Raw genomic sequence first — 14083 nt, 5'->3', positions numbered from 1 at the left:
AAAGAAAATAATCCCGGCTCTATGATGGAGCTGGGATTATCTTTTATTCTACACGCTTAGCAAGGTCGATATGATCGGCAGCAGAATTATGAGTAGAAGGCAGTGGATTCTGTATAAGAGATCCTTCTGATGGCTTTACATAATCATCATAGAAGACAGCTAATGAAGTAGTTATAAAAGGTGCAAGGTATATAGCAATACCAAAGATTGTGATATACCCGATAATCAGGCTTGCCATGCCGCTTAAATATACTCCATCATTTACAGTATCAGCACCAATAGCAATAGATACGATTCCGATAAAAATTAATACGATAGGGATAATAAACCATGGTAAAAAAGATAGGTATAGTACAAATAAATCTTTCTTTTTACCATTCATGATTCGTCGGCTTTCTGTAATCGCTTGAAGAGCGGTTAAATCGGAACGGTCACGCAAGATAAATAAAGTCATAGAATAGGCTAACGCTTTAATGATGCCGGGTATAATTAATAAAACTGACCAGAGTAAGGTAAATAAAAAGATTAAAAAGTTTGTTAAGGCATTCCTGAAATAGTTCAATTTAAAACCATCAAATAGTGTTTCAATAGAAGGATTTTGCTGCCTCTTTATAGCTAAGTGGAACCATTGATATCCTACAGCCAATGGGCTTGATATAAAGAAAAATGCAAGAATAAAAAGAAATGATTCAGCAACTCTGCTAACAAGGAGAGTTATGAAAAAAACTCCTATCGCAATTCCCCAGTAGCCAGTTAATTTTTGTTTGGCTGTGTTTTTAATCAGTTTGATATTCATTTTACAACTCTTTCCTTCTTCCTGTGTGTTTATTACTATTTATAAGAATAATATAATCTGACTGAATTTGTAAAACTATATAAGTATTTGTAATTTTTAGATAATTAGTTGGAATTTAAAAGAGCATCAAGTATAATTGGGAGTAATTAACAATACCTACCGGTCAGTATGTGAAAGGAGTGAAGGAATGGATTTTTCCTATTCGAGTAAGGTGATTGACTTGGAGAGACAGTTAAGTGATTTTATGAATAAGTATGTATATCCTAATGAAGGATTATATGAGGTTCAGTTAAATGAGCAAGAATCACGGTGGAGTCTGGTGCCTCCGATTATGGAAGACTTAAAATCAAAAGCTAAAAATGCGGGGCTTTGGAATTTATTTCTGCCTGAGAGTGAATATGGTGCTGGTCTGACCAATTTGGAATATGCACCTTTATGTGAAATAATGGGACGCTCATTAATCGGCCCTGAAGTGTTTAATTGCAGTGCTCCTGACACAGGTAATATGGAAGTATTAGAAAGGTATGGGTCTGCTGAACAGAAAGAGGAATGGCTTAAGCCTTTATTAGCTGGTGAAATACGTTCCTGTTTTTCAATGACCGAGCCAGATGTCGCTTCATCAGATGCTACGAATATTGAAGCAAGTATTGAAAAAGATGGAGATGGCTATATCATCAATGGCCGCAAGTGGTGGTCTTCAGGCGCAGGAGATCCAAGATGTAAAATTGCAATTGTGATGGGGAAGACGAACAAAATGGCAGATCGGCATGAACAGCAATCTATGATTCTTGTACCTCTTGATTCAAAAGGAGTAAAAATCGAAAGAATGCTTCCTGTTTTTGGTTATGATCATGCCCCTCATGGACATGGAGAAATTACATATGAAAACGTTAAAGTACCCGCTGAGAACATAATTTGGGGAGAGGGAAAGGGATTTGCGATAGCACAGGGAAGGCTGGGTCCAGGAAGGATTCATCATTGTATGAGGCTGATTGGGGCAGCAGAGCGTTCACTAGAAATATTATGTAAGCGCATTCAAACAAGAACTGCCTTTGGGCAGCCGCTATCTAATCAAGGTGTAATAAAAGAGTGGATTGCAAATTCAAGAATTGAAATTGAGCAGGCAAGATTATTAACTTTAAAAGCAGCTTACATGATGGATACGGTTGGGAACAAAAAAGCGAAGGCCGAGATTGCGATGATCAAAGTCGTTGCTCCAAATATGGCTTTGAAGGTTATCGACAGGGCTATACAGGGACTTGGAGCAGCAGGAGTTTCAGAGGATTATCCTTTGGCAGCTCATTGGGCAAATGCAAGAACATTGCGATTAGCTGATGGACCCGATGAAGTTCACCGTGCACAGATTGCCAAGCTAGAGCTTAAAAAATATCTAGGGGAGGAACAAGCTGATCATGAACGTTTTACAAATGTTTGATTTAACCGGTAAGACAGCGATTATCACAGGAGGCGGACGTGGGCTTGGAGCCCATATTGCACAGGGTTTGGCAGAAGCGGGAGCAAATATTGTTCTATGTTCACGCAAGATTGAGGCTTGCACCGAGGTAGCAGATCATCTGAATAAAGAATATGGAGTTGAAACCTTGGCCTTAAAATGTGATATCACGAATGCGGAAGATATTCATAGTGTCGTCTCAGAAACACTAGATAAATTTGAAGATATTGATATTCTTGTCAACAATAGCGGTGCCTCATGGGGAGCTTCTGCATTGGATATGCCGCTTGAAGCCTGGAATAAGGTTATCAATACTAATTTGACAGGTACCTTCCTGATGTCCCAGGCAGTGGGAAAGGTGATGATGGAACAGAAGCGAGGAAAAATAATCAATATTGCTTCAGTTGCGGGGCTCGGTGGAACTCAAGCTGACATGATGGATACTGTTGGGTACAATGCCAGCAAAGGAGCTGTCCTTACTTTAACAAAGGATTTGGCAGTGAAATGGGGGAAACATAATATTCATGTTAATGCAATCGCACCTGGTTTTTTCCCAACCAAAATGTCTCAGGTCTTACTCGAACGCGGAAAAGATGCAATTGAATATATGACACCGCTTGGAAGGCTTGGAAATGATGAAGACCTCAAGGGAGTTGCTTTATTCCTAGCCTCTGCTGCATCCAATTATATAACAGGTGAGGTATTGGTAGTTGATGGCGGAAAACACGCCATGGTTTAAATAAAAGATGAAGGAGATTTGACTATGGAAAATATGAAAAAGAAAGCTTGGCTTACGCAATATCCGGAAGGTATTGCATCTGAAATCGAAATTCCGAACAAATCACTGCCAGACATTCTTCATGAAACGACAATCCATTACCCCACAAACAATGCCCTATCTTTTTTTGGAAGAAAAATGACCTATCAGGAACTTTTAGGGACATCCAATCGCTTCGCCGCAGCACTTCAGAATAATGATGTTAAAAAGGGTGATAGGGTGGCAATAATGCTGCCAAACTGTCCTCAGTATGTGATTGCCTATTATGGGGCCCTATCGATGGGAGGAATTGTCACACAAATCAACCCCATGTTAGTAGCTAGAGAACTGGAATATATATTGCAGGATTCCGATGCTGAAACGATTGTTGTCATGGATGCATTCTATCAAACTGTTAAAGCGGTTCAATCTACTACGAATCTCAAAAATATTATTGTAGTAAGCCTGCAGCCATCCGGGACAGAATTTGGAGATGATTGGACATTTGAGCGATTTATCTCTGAAACAGTCATGCCAGTAGAGCCAGTAGTTATTGATCCGAGTCATGATGTTGCTGTGCTCCAATATACAGGTGGCACTACGGGGAGATCGAAAGGAGCCATGCTCACTCATCGTAATTTAGTTGCCAATATCTATCAAACAAAGGAATTTTACAAGAAGATGGTAAATAAGGGGAAGGAACGGTATCTGACTGTCATCCCATTATTCCACGTATTTGGTATGACGGCCTGTATGAATAATTGCATATTAATGGCGAGTGAAAACATATTGCTACCCCGTTTTGATTTAGAAGAGGTCCTTCAAACCATAAAACAGGAGAAGCCAACTATATTCCCTGGCGTACCAACCATGTACGTGGCGATCAACGCTCATCCTAAAGCAAAGGAATATGGGATTGATAGCATAAAAATTTCCAATAGCGGAAGTGCTCCTATGCCTATGGAATTAATGAAGGAATATGAATCAAAAACGGATTCTAAGATTTTGGAGGGTTATGGTCTTTCGGAAGCATCACCCGTTACGCATTGTAATCCGGATTTTGGTGTTCGTAAACCTGGAACAGTCGGAATTGCCTTCCCATCTACAGATTGTAAAATCGTGGATGTAGCTACAGGGGTGGAGGAAGTCCCGGTTGGCGAACTGGGAGAATTAATTGTCAAAGGTCCGCAGATTATGAAAGGCTATTGGAATATGCCTGAAGAAACGGCTGTTGCTCTCCGCAATGGATGGCTATATACAGGGGATATTGCCAGGATCGATGAAGATGGATATCTAACGATTGTTGACCGTAAAAAGGATCTAATCATTGCAAGCGGTTATAATATCTACCCTCGTGATGTAGAAGAAGTCCTGTATGAACATCCATCCGTACAGGAAGCTGTTGTAATAGGAGTTCCGGATGAGTATCGCGGAGAAACAGTCAAAGCAATTTTAGTATTAAAAGCGAATGAGTCAGCTACGGATAAAGAGATTATGGAATATTGTAAAAATAATATGGCAGCCTATCGAGTGCCGACAATTGTAGAATTTCGTGATGAATTACCAAAAACAAATGTTGGAAAAATACTTCGCCGGGCTCTGAGGGAAGAAGTCGAAACAAAGTAAGGGTGACATGAATACACACGAACTGGGGTCTTGATGATGAAACAAAAAATTAAGAACACCAGCATTTCTTTATTTGAACAAAAGGGTTTTGCAGAAACATCCATACAGGATATTGTTGATTCTTTGGGAGTTACAAAGGGAACCTTTTATTACTATTTTGCAAGTAAAGAAGAATTATTGATGAATATTCATCTCGATTATATTAATGGATTAATTGAAAGACAGGAAGCGATCCTAAATACCTCGAAGAAAACCTGTAGACAAAAAATACACGATATAGCGTATTTACTAGTGAGTGATATTCGAACCCAAGGTTTAAGTGCAAAGGTGTACTTCCGGGAAATGAAACTATTATCCGAAGATAAGCTGGAAGAGATTTTGCCAAAGCGTGATCAATTTCGCTTTAATATTGAAGATTTAATTAAGCAGGGGATAAAGACAGAGGAGTTACGTTCAGATCTAAATCCTACCATTATCACATTTGGTATTCTTGGAATATTGAACTGGAGCTATCAGTGGTTTAACCCTGAAGGTGTTATTTCTGAACATGAATTAGCAGACATGTTTGTAGAGATGATCATGAAAGGAATTGAAAAAGGGGAGTAGGATCACACTCTCCTTTTTTGAATAAAATTGCCTAATTGGAGCTGATTGGTGTAAAGATTACGAATATCTTCCGAGTTATACAGCAGGGTGTAAATATGGCGGGATGCTGTGAATGGGTAAAAGGAGGCCACTATGGAATCAATGGTAACCGTCCGTTTTTCGGAAACAGATGCACTTGGTCATGTGAATAATACAAGTTATTTCATTTATCTCGAGGAAGCTCGTCTTCATTTTTTGAAAGAAATGGAACTGGATTTGAAAATAAGAAATTGGTCATTCATTTTGGCCTCGACTAAATGTGATTTCCTCTCTCAAGCCTATTTTGATCAAATATTAAAAATTAACACGACTGTATCCAGAGTGGGGACAAAGAGCTTTCAGCTTGAACATGATATTTACTGTGCCCAAACCGGTAACCCGATTGCCAAAGGGACTGCCATCCTTGTTCAGTTTAATTTTGACAAACAGGAAAGTGAACCGATTCCTGAATTGCTAAAAGAGAAACTGTTGAGGCTGGTCGAAGCTGTTTAATGAGTCCGATTTTTGAAAGAGGTGGGATAGACATGACCCAAAGAGTTAGTAAAGATACGATTCCCGTACGAAGCGGAGAAGAATTGCAGCAGCATGTACTTGAAGCATTTCTGCGGAGTAAGATTAACGATTTGCCAGAAGGAAACCTGGAAATTGAACAATTCTCGGCAGGTCATTCAAATTTAACCTATCAATTGAAAATAGGAACATGGGAAGCTGTTTTAAGGAAACCACCGCTAGGTCCTGTAGCTCCAAAAGCCCATGATATGCAAAGGGAATACAGCATCCTCTCAGAAGTACATCCTCTTTTCAGTCCGGCTCCAAAACCAATCCTTTACTCAGATGATGAACATGTTATAGGGAGTCCGTTTTTTATTATGGAACGAAAGCAAGGTATTGTATTTGATACTTCTGTCCCTGAAGGCATTAAACCTTCCCGTGAACTCTTTCAAAACTTATCTCGGGAAATGGTAGGACGGCTTGTTCAGCTTCATAGCATTTCATATCAGGAAACTGGATTAAAGGAAATCAGCAAGCCTGATGGTTTTATGGAAAGACAGACAAATGGATGGATAGCACGTTATGAAAGAGCAAAAACAGATGATATTCCAAATATACAAGAATTAGAAAAGTGGTTAGTCGATCATATTCCAGCTTCATGTGATGCTTCAATTATTCATTATGACTATAAATTGAACAATGCGATTTTTAATGAGGATGGAACGGAAATGGTCGGTCTATTTGACTGGGAAATGACGACGGTTGGGGATCCGCTCGCTGATCTTGGAGTAGCTATGAGCTATTGGGCAGAGGGGGACGATTCTGAAGTATTGAAGAAAGGACTGGGGAAGCCATCTGTTACGATTTGGGATGGATTTTATACAAGGGAACAATTTATTTCAGAATATGCAAGACAAAGCGGCCGTGATGTCTCCAATATGAATTTCTATTTAACATTTGCCTATTTCAAATTAGCGGGGATTTGTCAGCAAATCTACTATCGTTATCATAATGGCCAAACAAAGGATCCGAGATTTGCCAGCTTTGATAAGTATGTAAAAACATTGATTGAGCATGCTTATTCACTTACAAGGAATCAATAAGATGCTGAAAGTTCATGTCTTGCTGACCAAGGAAGATATATCACCAGAAAAACTGGCCTCAGGCAACAAGATAGCTGTTGTACTAGATATTCTCCTGGCCACAACCACGATTGTAACAGCTTTGCAGAATGGAGCAACAGAGGTTATTCCCGTTCTAAATCAGGACGAAGCTATTAAAGTAAGCAGACAATTTGAGAACGGACAAGCCTTGATGGCTGGGGAATTACATGCAGAACCAATCGATGGATTTTTTTATCCAGGACCGGTTAAAATTAGCACGCGTATCCATGGTAAAACCTTGATTCTTTCAACTACTAACGGCACAGTGGCTCTACATAAAGCGGCATATGCAAATCTAGTGTATATATCCTCCTTGCTTAATAATGCTGCCGTGGCACAGGCGATACTGAATGATAGCAAGGATGAAACTATTGTCGTGATTTGTTCAGGAAATTCAGGAGAATTCAGCCTAGAGGATTTCTATGGTGCCGGCCATTTAATTGCAAATATAACCTGCAGAACCAATCAAGGGATTGAGCTGAATGACGCTGGAAAAGCTGCATTGGCTTTTTATGACAGCCATTCATCTAATTCATACTCAGTTCTGGCGGCATCCAGAGTTGGATTGCTATTAACCAAATACGGATTAAAGGAAGATCTTCTGTTATCAAGTACAAGTGGATGTTATGAGATTGTTCCTGTGTTTAAAAATAATCGCGTTATATTAACGGTAAAAAAGGAGGTATAGGATGCGATTTCATGAGCAAGTTGCCGTGATCACTGGCGGTGGCAGCGGGATAGGAAAGGCTACAGCTCTGCGTTTGGCTAAAGAAGGAGCAAATGTCATTCTAGTTGGAAGAACCTTAGAAAAGCTTGAAAGTGTTGTTGATGAAATTAATAATCAAAGCCATCATATCCAGGCAACCTGTTTTGCGGCCGACGTTACGAAAGAAGAGGAAGTAACCGCGTTGTTAGATTTTATTGAGGATCATTTTATGGACTTGCATGTGGTCATCAATAATGCAGGTGGTTCAGTGCAATCAAAAATAATGGATACGGCCGTAGAGGCTTGGGATATCGTTCAGGAAGTGAATTTGAAGAGTGTGTTTTTAGTTTCAAAAATACTTGGAAAGTTTATGATGGAGCACGCTAACCGTGGAGGTAATAGGGCATTTGTCAATATAGCGAGTCTATCTGGCCATAAGGCTGCTGCTCATATACCTCATTATAGTTCTGCAAAAGCAGCTGTGTTGAATTTTACGAAGGCACTTGCTTTTGAAATGGCCCCATATGGTATCCGTGCAAACTCCGTATCACCTGGATTTGTTGAAACACCGTTGACAGAATGGGCTTTAACGAATGAACGGTTTGTGAAATCAATAGAACGCAACACAGCATTGAAAAGAGTAGGAACCAGTGAGGAAATAGCCAATGTTATTGCCTTTTTAGCATCGAGTGAAGCTTCATACATGACTGGTACAGATGTACTGGTCGATGGGGGATGGATGATCACTTAAAAGAGAAAGGGAGATGGATGATGGAACACTTATTAATAAAAGAAATAGGTTCAGTATTAGTATTAACATTAAATAGACCTGAAAGCTTGAATGCTTTTAGTCCGGAAATGATAACAGGACTAATTAGTGAATTAAAAAAAGCTGATAAAAATCCTAATGTGAAAGTGATTATTTTAAACGGAGCAGGCCGGGCGTTTAGTGCCGGCGGAGATGTAAAAACGATGGGAACCAAATCAGCAGCTACTACCTACGAGTATTTAGGAGTCATAAATGAATGTATTTTAACGATGAAGGAGATTGAAACTCCTATTATTGCTGCGGTACATGGTTTTGCGGCAGGGGCCGCTTTTAATTTGGCGCTAGCCTCCGATTTGATTGTGGCCGCTGAGGGAAGTAAGTTCGTTTTAAGTTTTTCACAGGTTGGCCTTATTTCGGATGCAGGAGGTTCCTATTTTCTTCCACGCTTAGTTGGTCCGCATTTGGCGAAACAATTTTTCTTTTCAGCTGAACCTATACCAGCAGAACGTTTATATGAACTTGGGGTTATTAATAAACTTGTACCTTTGGAAGCTTTGCGTGATGAGGCGATTCAATATGCGACTATGTTATCCCATGGTCCAGGAAAAGCATATGGGCAAATGAAAAAACTGATTGATTATTCTTTTACGGCTACTCTCGAAGATGTCCTAGAGAGAGAACGTATCACTCAAACGATGATGATAGCCACGGAGGATCATCAAGAAGGTGTATCTGCATTTAAAGAAAAAAGAAAGCCGCAGTTTACCGGCAAATAAGAGAAAGGGAGTATGTATTATGAAAGCCATTCAATTTACTGAGTACGGAGGACCAGAAGTATTAAAAATGGTCGAATTAGATAGGCCGAAACCTGGTCCATATGAAGTATTAATTGAAATACATGTAGTTGGTGTGAATTATGCAGATACTGCCAGACGCGAAGGCCAATATGTTGTACCAACCAAACTTCCTTTTGTGCCAGGAGCAGAAGTTGCCGGGGTTGTAGTCGAAACTGGCTCAGAAGTGACAAACGTAAACATTGGAGCAAGAGTGGTCACGCTGATTGAATCTGGAGGATATGCTGAGTATGCTGTTGCAGAGGCTCGGTCCGTAATTCTCCTGAAAGAAGAACTGGATTTAAAAGAAGCGGTCGCCCTCCCACTTCAAGGTTTGAGTGCCTACCATATTTTAAAAACAATGGGGCAATTGCAAGAGGGTGAAACCGTTCTCGTTCATGCAGCAGCTGGAGGAGTTGGGACTTTAGCAGTCCAATTGGCTAAATTAATGGGCGCCGGTAAGGTAATTGCAACTGCCAGCACGGAAGAAAAGCTGGAGCTTGCACGTTCTCTGGGAGCTGATGTATGTATCAACTATACAAAAGAGGGTTGGTATAAAGACGTGCTGGAAGCGACAAACGGCCGTGGAGTTAATGTGGCGCTCGAAATGGCTGGCGGTGATGTTTTTAAGGAGACACTGAAATGCTTAGCTACGTTCGGGAGATTGGTGATATATGGTGTCGCAAGCGGAGAACAGGCCGTGATGCACCCCTCATCCTTAATGGCGAGAAACCAGTCGGTCATTGGATTCTTTCTTCCGCAAATTATGAGAAAACCAGAATTGCTGTTGCCGAGCATGCGTGATCTCTTTTCATTCCTAGAAGAGGGAAAATTAAAATTAATAATAGGTGAAGTCCATCCGATTGAGGAAGCAGCGAAAGTACATGAGCTACTGCAATCGAGGAAAACAACAGGAAAGGTAATACTCCAGGTTCGTCGTTAAGGTGATGATATTCTCGCAAAGCATGCAGTTCTAGCATGCTTGTTTTTTATTATAATAAGAGTAAGTATAAATGTGACATTATTTGATATTGTTATATTGATATTATCTTATATCCATTTTAATGGAATAAAGAAACATCATTAAATTTGTATTATGTGCCATTGTTTTTACTAGTTCTTATTTTGTAAACTATTATAGTGAAATAAAAAAATAAGGACTGAAGATAATGGAATGGAAAAACATATATCGTGGTATGTTAATGGGAATCAGTGATTTAATTCCCGGTGTAAGTGGAGGAACCATAGCGTTTATATTAGGTATTTATGATCGCTTATTATTATCAATCAGTGGCTTTTTTAGCCGTGATTGGAGAAGGTATCTGGGCTTTTTATTGCCACTGGCAATCGGTATGGGGTTTACTATACTGACGTTTAGCCGATTGATTGATTATTTGCTAGAGCATCATCATGAACCGACACAATTCTTTTTTGTAGGGTTAATCATCGGTGTACTGCCATTTATTATAAGACAGGCAGAGGTGAAAAAACACTTTACAGGAAAGCATTTTGTGGTTGTCGTTTTGGTCGCGATCATGATGGCAGCACTAGGTTTCCTGAAGCCGAATGAATCTGTTGTTATATCTGATGTAACGCTTTTATCTGGGCTTGGATTATTCTTTTCCGGCTGGCTTGCAAGTATGGCTATGCTGCTTCCAGGTATTAGTGGCTCGTTTATATTATTGTTGCTCGGTGTTTATTCAACTGTTATTTCTGCTTTATCAGATTTAAACTTTACAATTATTATACTTGTAGGGGCTGGAGCAGTGGTTGGCTTTATTGTGAGCAGTAAAGCAATTAGCTTTTTACTGAGGGCATATCCACATATGACGTTTGCAGTCATAATGGGGTTGATTATTGGATCTATATTTGTAATCGTTCCTGGATTGCCAACAGGAATAGGTACTATACTGCTATGTTGTATAACTTTTGTGGCAGGTCTTTTGGTAACGAAAATTTTTACGAAGTAATAATTGACTAGAAAGTATAAGGATTGTCTCGGACAATCCTTTTTTATTTTGTTTCGACTGCACTGTTAAAACAATTATGTGGGATAGATAGGAAAAGGGCGTTTATGCTTAGAATATTAAGACATAAGCAAATGTATAGATTAACTACAATTTTACAATAAAAAGTATTGGAGGTTGAATCGTGCAAAAGGGACTGAGGTTTATATTTTTGGCATGTCTTATTTTAGGAGTATCAGCATGTGGAAGCGAAAAAGAAGAGACGATAAATAAGGATAATAAAAAGAATCAAACTACAGAAGATGTAAGTACGGATAATAAAGAAGGTACCGAAGATAAAGAAACAAAAAATGGCGTGGCATCAAAAGGAGAAGAGCCATCTGTATCCTCTGAGGTGTATCAAGATCGATTTACTTCTGGCAATATGGGTGTGAAAAAGATACTATATGAAAATTTAAAAATGAATGACACTAAAAATATTGAGGACGTAATCATTACGTTAGAAGGTATACAGTATGCTGAGATAACCCCATCAGAGGAAACTAAATCAAAGTTCAAAAATTTAAATGAAAGAGACAGTATCATACTTACCATGAAAATAAAGCTTGTGAACAATTTCAAACAACCATTAATATTTAAATCCATTCGTTCTTTTTTAAGAGGGAACGATAATCAAATAACCTATCTGCCAGAAACAAATCTGGAGCCGAGCCAACAAGGAGAAATTGCTGCCGGAACATCTAGTGAAAAGCTTCATGTCTTTTTAATAGACAAGGATTTGTTCTTAATTACACGAAATTTAAAATTGGAGTTTGGGCCATTCCTAAACAGTGAAGGTAAAGATTTATTTAATGGTAAAAAGACAGAATTTGAAATCCCATTACCGAAGTAATAGCTATAAAAAGAACCGTAATTCTGCTTGTCAGAATCACGGTTCTATCCCTGTGTTAAACATGTTGCAGATTGTTAAGAATTAATCAAATCTGGAGTCACTAAGAATGCGGCCAATCTCTTCCATATGGCCTGTTTCATCGGAGATAAGATCTTCTAGTTTGACAACTAATTCAGTTAAGCCTAATTCCTCAGCTTGTTTCTTGCGTGTTTCGTAGCGATCTATTGTATCTTTTTCTGCCTGATAGGCAGATTCAAGCATTACCTTAACATCAGTGGTTTGTTTAACTTCTGCTGGTGTTACAGTTGGTGTTCCACCCAATGTACTGATTTTTTCTGCAAGATATAAAGCATGTCCCTGTTCATCGGCTATTTCACCTTCAAAGAAAGGTTTCAGTGTTTGTCTGTATAAACCAGAAACCATTGCCGCATAGCTAGAATACATGATTGATGCAGCATATTCGTTTGCTAGATCTTCATTTAAACCATCTATTAATTCTTTTAATTTTTTTTCCATTCTATAATCCACTCCTTCTATATTCTATAATTCAAATGTACCCTACTTTACTACATATTAAGCATTTTTTTTGTGGCAGGATTTTGAAATGTTCAGGGAATATTTTTACATAATAAAAAGCCTGATCCGATAAAGGACCAAGCTTGGATTATTAAGTCAGATTAATTTTGAGAAATTAATACGTTTATTGAGAGCATACATAATTGGAGCACCAATTGTCATGACTGCTAATTCTCCAGCTGCGGTTGTTGCCCATGCAAACCAGAAAGGAAGTTTCAAAACAATATTTAACTCTATAGCAATTAAGAACATGGTAAAAGTAAAAACGAATGTATTAATAGCCATCCTTGCCCAAATATTGCGGACAAATCGGAAGGTTAGAATGGTGATTGTTAATGCTAGTATGGATTGGCCAACACCAAATATTAAATCATATGCACCCATTGATGAGAAAAAGAGGTTAGAGATAAATACTCCTATCACAATCCCATACATGTATTTTTTATTAAATACAATCAAGTGATTGAACATTTCAGGTACTCGAAACTGAATGTTCGAAAATGCGATTGGCTGTACGATTATAGTGACAGCAATATATAAGGCTGCCAAAACTCCATTTACAGCAAGCGTTCTAATATTCATTTTTTTCTCTCCCTTAGTTTTTTATCGTGGGATGGTTACGAACCACGTTTAGTATTTCCGAAGACACCAAATAATCATAAGCATAATAAGATGCCTAGTCAACAAAGGATTGTAGTTGGATCATGGCCAAAACATCATCGTATAGTTATGATCGACTGGCATAAATCAATAAAAGACGCCGAGAGAAATCTCGGCGTCGTCTCTTATTTAATCGTTAGTTTAATGACTTGGAGTTAATTTTTTTGTATTGATTGGTTTTATGTCATCCTTTTTGAAGATAGTTTTACGAATCCAGGGAAGAACGTAATAGTCTCCACCGAATCGGCCGGCATTTGCACCTGCTACAAGAATAACCATTCCCAGTATGATGTAGAGCGGGTTAGTAGATACTGTTCCGCCAAATAAAAACATAAAATTCATTAATAATCCAAAGAAGGCAGCTGTAGTTGTTAAGACACCAAGCAGTAACCCAAGCCCAACTAGAAATTCTCCCCATGGAATTAAGATGTTGATTAACCCTACGTTAGGAATCGCAAATTTTTCAATGAATGAACCATAAATCGGATACAGTGCCCCTCCGTCTGGCCCAGTTACAGGATTAGCAACAATATTTCCAAGGAATCCGGATGCATCAAATGCTCCGCCTTTAATTTTCTCAAATCCATGAATCATCCATTCATAACCAAGATACAGTCTTATAATCAATAATAGTCCGGAGGCATATTTATTAGTTCGTAACCAATTCATCATTTTAAATCACTCCCATATGGATTTAACTGGCTCTAATCCGCGGTTTTTAGTTCCAGTAACTTTCTATACCTTATTT

General features: G+C 38.8%; 16 protein-coding genes and 1 riboswitch. Of the genes, 12 read left to right on the top strand and 4 right to left on the bottom strand.

Features of this window, described 5'->3' with window-relative positions:
- Positions 1-43: 43 nt before the first annotated feature.
- Positions 44-796: a DUF975 family protein gene (locus AC4G3N_RS14560; protein ID WP_139892683.1), complete on the bottom strand. Its 753-nt coding sequence runs from the start codon at positions 794-796 to the stop codon at positions 44-46.
- Between the two features lie 187 nt (positions 797-983).
- Here AC4G3N_RS14560 and AC4G3N_RS14555 point away from each other — a divergent pair, with 187 nt between their 5' ends.
- From AC4G3N_RS14555 to AC4G3N_RS14500, 12 genes are all read left to right on the top strand, one after another.
- Entirely contained in the window at positions 984-2231 is a 1248-nt protein-coding gene (locus tag AC4G3N_RS14555) for an acyl-CoA dehydrogenase family protein (RefSeq protein WP_139892682.1), read from the top strand.
- On the top strand, positions 2209-2988 hold the full coding sequence (locus AC4G3N_RS14550) for an SDR family oxidoreductase (RefSeq protein WP_139892681.1): 780 nt from the start codon (positions 2209-2211) through the stop codon (positions 2986-2988). Before AC4G3N_RS14555 ends, AC4G3N_RS14550 begins: the two co-directional genes overlap by 23 nt.
- Before the next feature lie 33 nt (positions 2989-3021).
- Positions 3022-4632, top strand: coding sequence for a long-chain-fatty-acid--CoA ligase (locus AC4G3N_RS14545; RefSeq protein WP_140462209.1), 1611 nt, complete (start codon positions 3022-3024; stop codon positions 4630-4632).
- 36 nt (positions 4633-4668) lie between these two features.
- On the top strand, positions 4669-5238 hold the full coding sequence (locus AC4G3N_RS14540) for a TetR/AcrR family transcriptional regulator (protein ID WP_140462210.1): 570 nt from the start codon (positions 4669-4671) through the stop codon (positions 5236-5238).
- 132 nt (positions 5239-5370) lie between these two features.
- Entirely contained in the window at positions 5371-5769 is a 399-nt protein-coding gene (locus AC4G3N_RS14535) for an acyl-CoA thioesterase (RefSeq protein ID WP_066108042.1), read from the top strand.
- 32 nt (positions 5770-5801) lie between these two features.
- Complete coding sequence (locus tag AC4G3N_RS14530; protein WP_181162050.1) at positions 5802-6872, top strand: phosphotransferase family protein; 1071 nt, start codon at positions 5802-5804, stop codon at positions 6870-6872.
- Between the two features lies 1 nt (position 6873).
- Positions 6874-7620, top strand: a complete 747-nt coding sequence (locus AC4G3N_RS14525) for a 2-phosphosulfolactate phosphatase (protein WP_139892678.1) — start codon at positions 6874-6876, stop codon at positions 7618-7620.
- Between the two features lies 1 nt (position 7621).
- The gene (locus AC4G3N_RS14520) at positions 7622-8389 is read left to right on the top strand and encodes an SDR family NAD(P)-dependent oxidoreductase (RefSeq protein WP_140462187.1); all 768 of its coding nucleotides are present in this window, start codon (positions 7622-7624) and stop codon (positions 8387-8389) included.
- Positions 8374-9183, top strand: coding sequence for an enoyl-CoA hydratase/isomerase family protein (locus AC4G3N_RS14515; RefSeq protein WP_375138420.1), 810 nt, complete (start codon positions 8374-8376; stop codon positions 9181-9183). The genes AC4G3N_RS14520 and AC4G3N_RS14515 overlap by 16 nt, the downstream gene beginning before the upstream one ends.
- A gap of 19 nt (positions 9184-9202) precedes the next feature.
- Positions 9203-10183 carry a quinone oxidoreductase family protein gene (locus tag AC4G3N_RS14510; RefSeq protein ID WP_140462188.1) on the top strand — a complete coding sequence of 327 codons (981 nt, stop codon included), beginning with the start codon at positions 9203-9205 and terminating at the stop codon, positions 10181-10183.
- Positions 10184-10409: 226 nt separating this feature from the next.
- Positions 10410-11210 (top strand): DUF368 domain-containing protein, encoded by an 801-nt coding sequence (locus AC4G3N_RS14505; RefSeq protein ID WP_066108029.1) that lies wholly within the window; start codon positions 10410-10412, stop codon positions 11208-11210.
- A 181-nt stretch (positions 11211-11391) separates the two neighbouring features.
- The gene (locus AC4G3N_RS14500) at positions 11392-12099 is read left to right on the top strand and encodes a DUF4352 domain-containing protein (RefSeq protein WP_140462189.1); all 708 of its coding nucleotides are present in this window, start codon (positions 11392-11394) and stop codon (positions 12097-12099) included.
- Between the two features lie 81 nt (positions 12100-12180).
- Here AC4G3N_RS14500 and AC4G3N_RS14495 read toward each other — a convergent pair whose 3' ends face one another.
- The 3 genes from AC4G3N_RS14495 to AC4G3N_RS14485 form a co-directional block, all read right to left on the bottom strand.
- The gene (locus tag AC4G3N_RS14495) at positions 12181-12615 is read right to left on the bottom strand and encodes a ferritin-like domain-containing protein (RefSeq protein WP_066108023.1); all 435 of its coding nucleotides are present in this window, start codon (positions 12613-12615) and stop codon (positions 12181-12183) included.
- A 156-nt stretch (positions 12616-12771) separates the two neighbouring features.
- Complete coding sequence (locus AC4G3N_RS14490; protein WP_066108019.1) at positions 12772-13257, bottom strand: QueT transporter family protein; 486 nt, start codon at positions 13255-13257, stop codon at positions 12772-12774.
- A 7-nt stretch (positions 13258-13264) separates the two neighbouring features.
- Positions 13265-13309, bottom strand: a riboswitch (PreQ1 riboswitch).
- A gap of 167 nt (positions 13310-13476) precedes the next feature.
- Entirely contained in the window at positions 13477-14007 is a 531-nt protein-coding gene (locus AC4G3N_RS14485) for a DoxX family membrane protein (RefSeq protein WP_148631075.1), read from the bottom strand.
- Between the last annotated feature and the right edge of the window lie 76 nt (positions 14008-14083).

Source organism: Bacillus sp. z50 (genome assembly GCF_058313585.1).
Note: the sequence above shows the minus strand (reverse complement) of the source record. Positions and strands in the feature narration are given on the sequence as shown.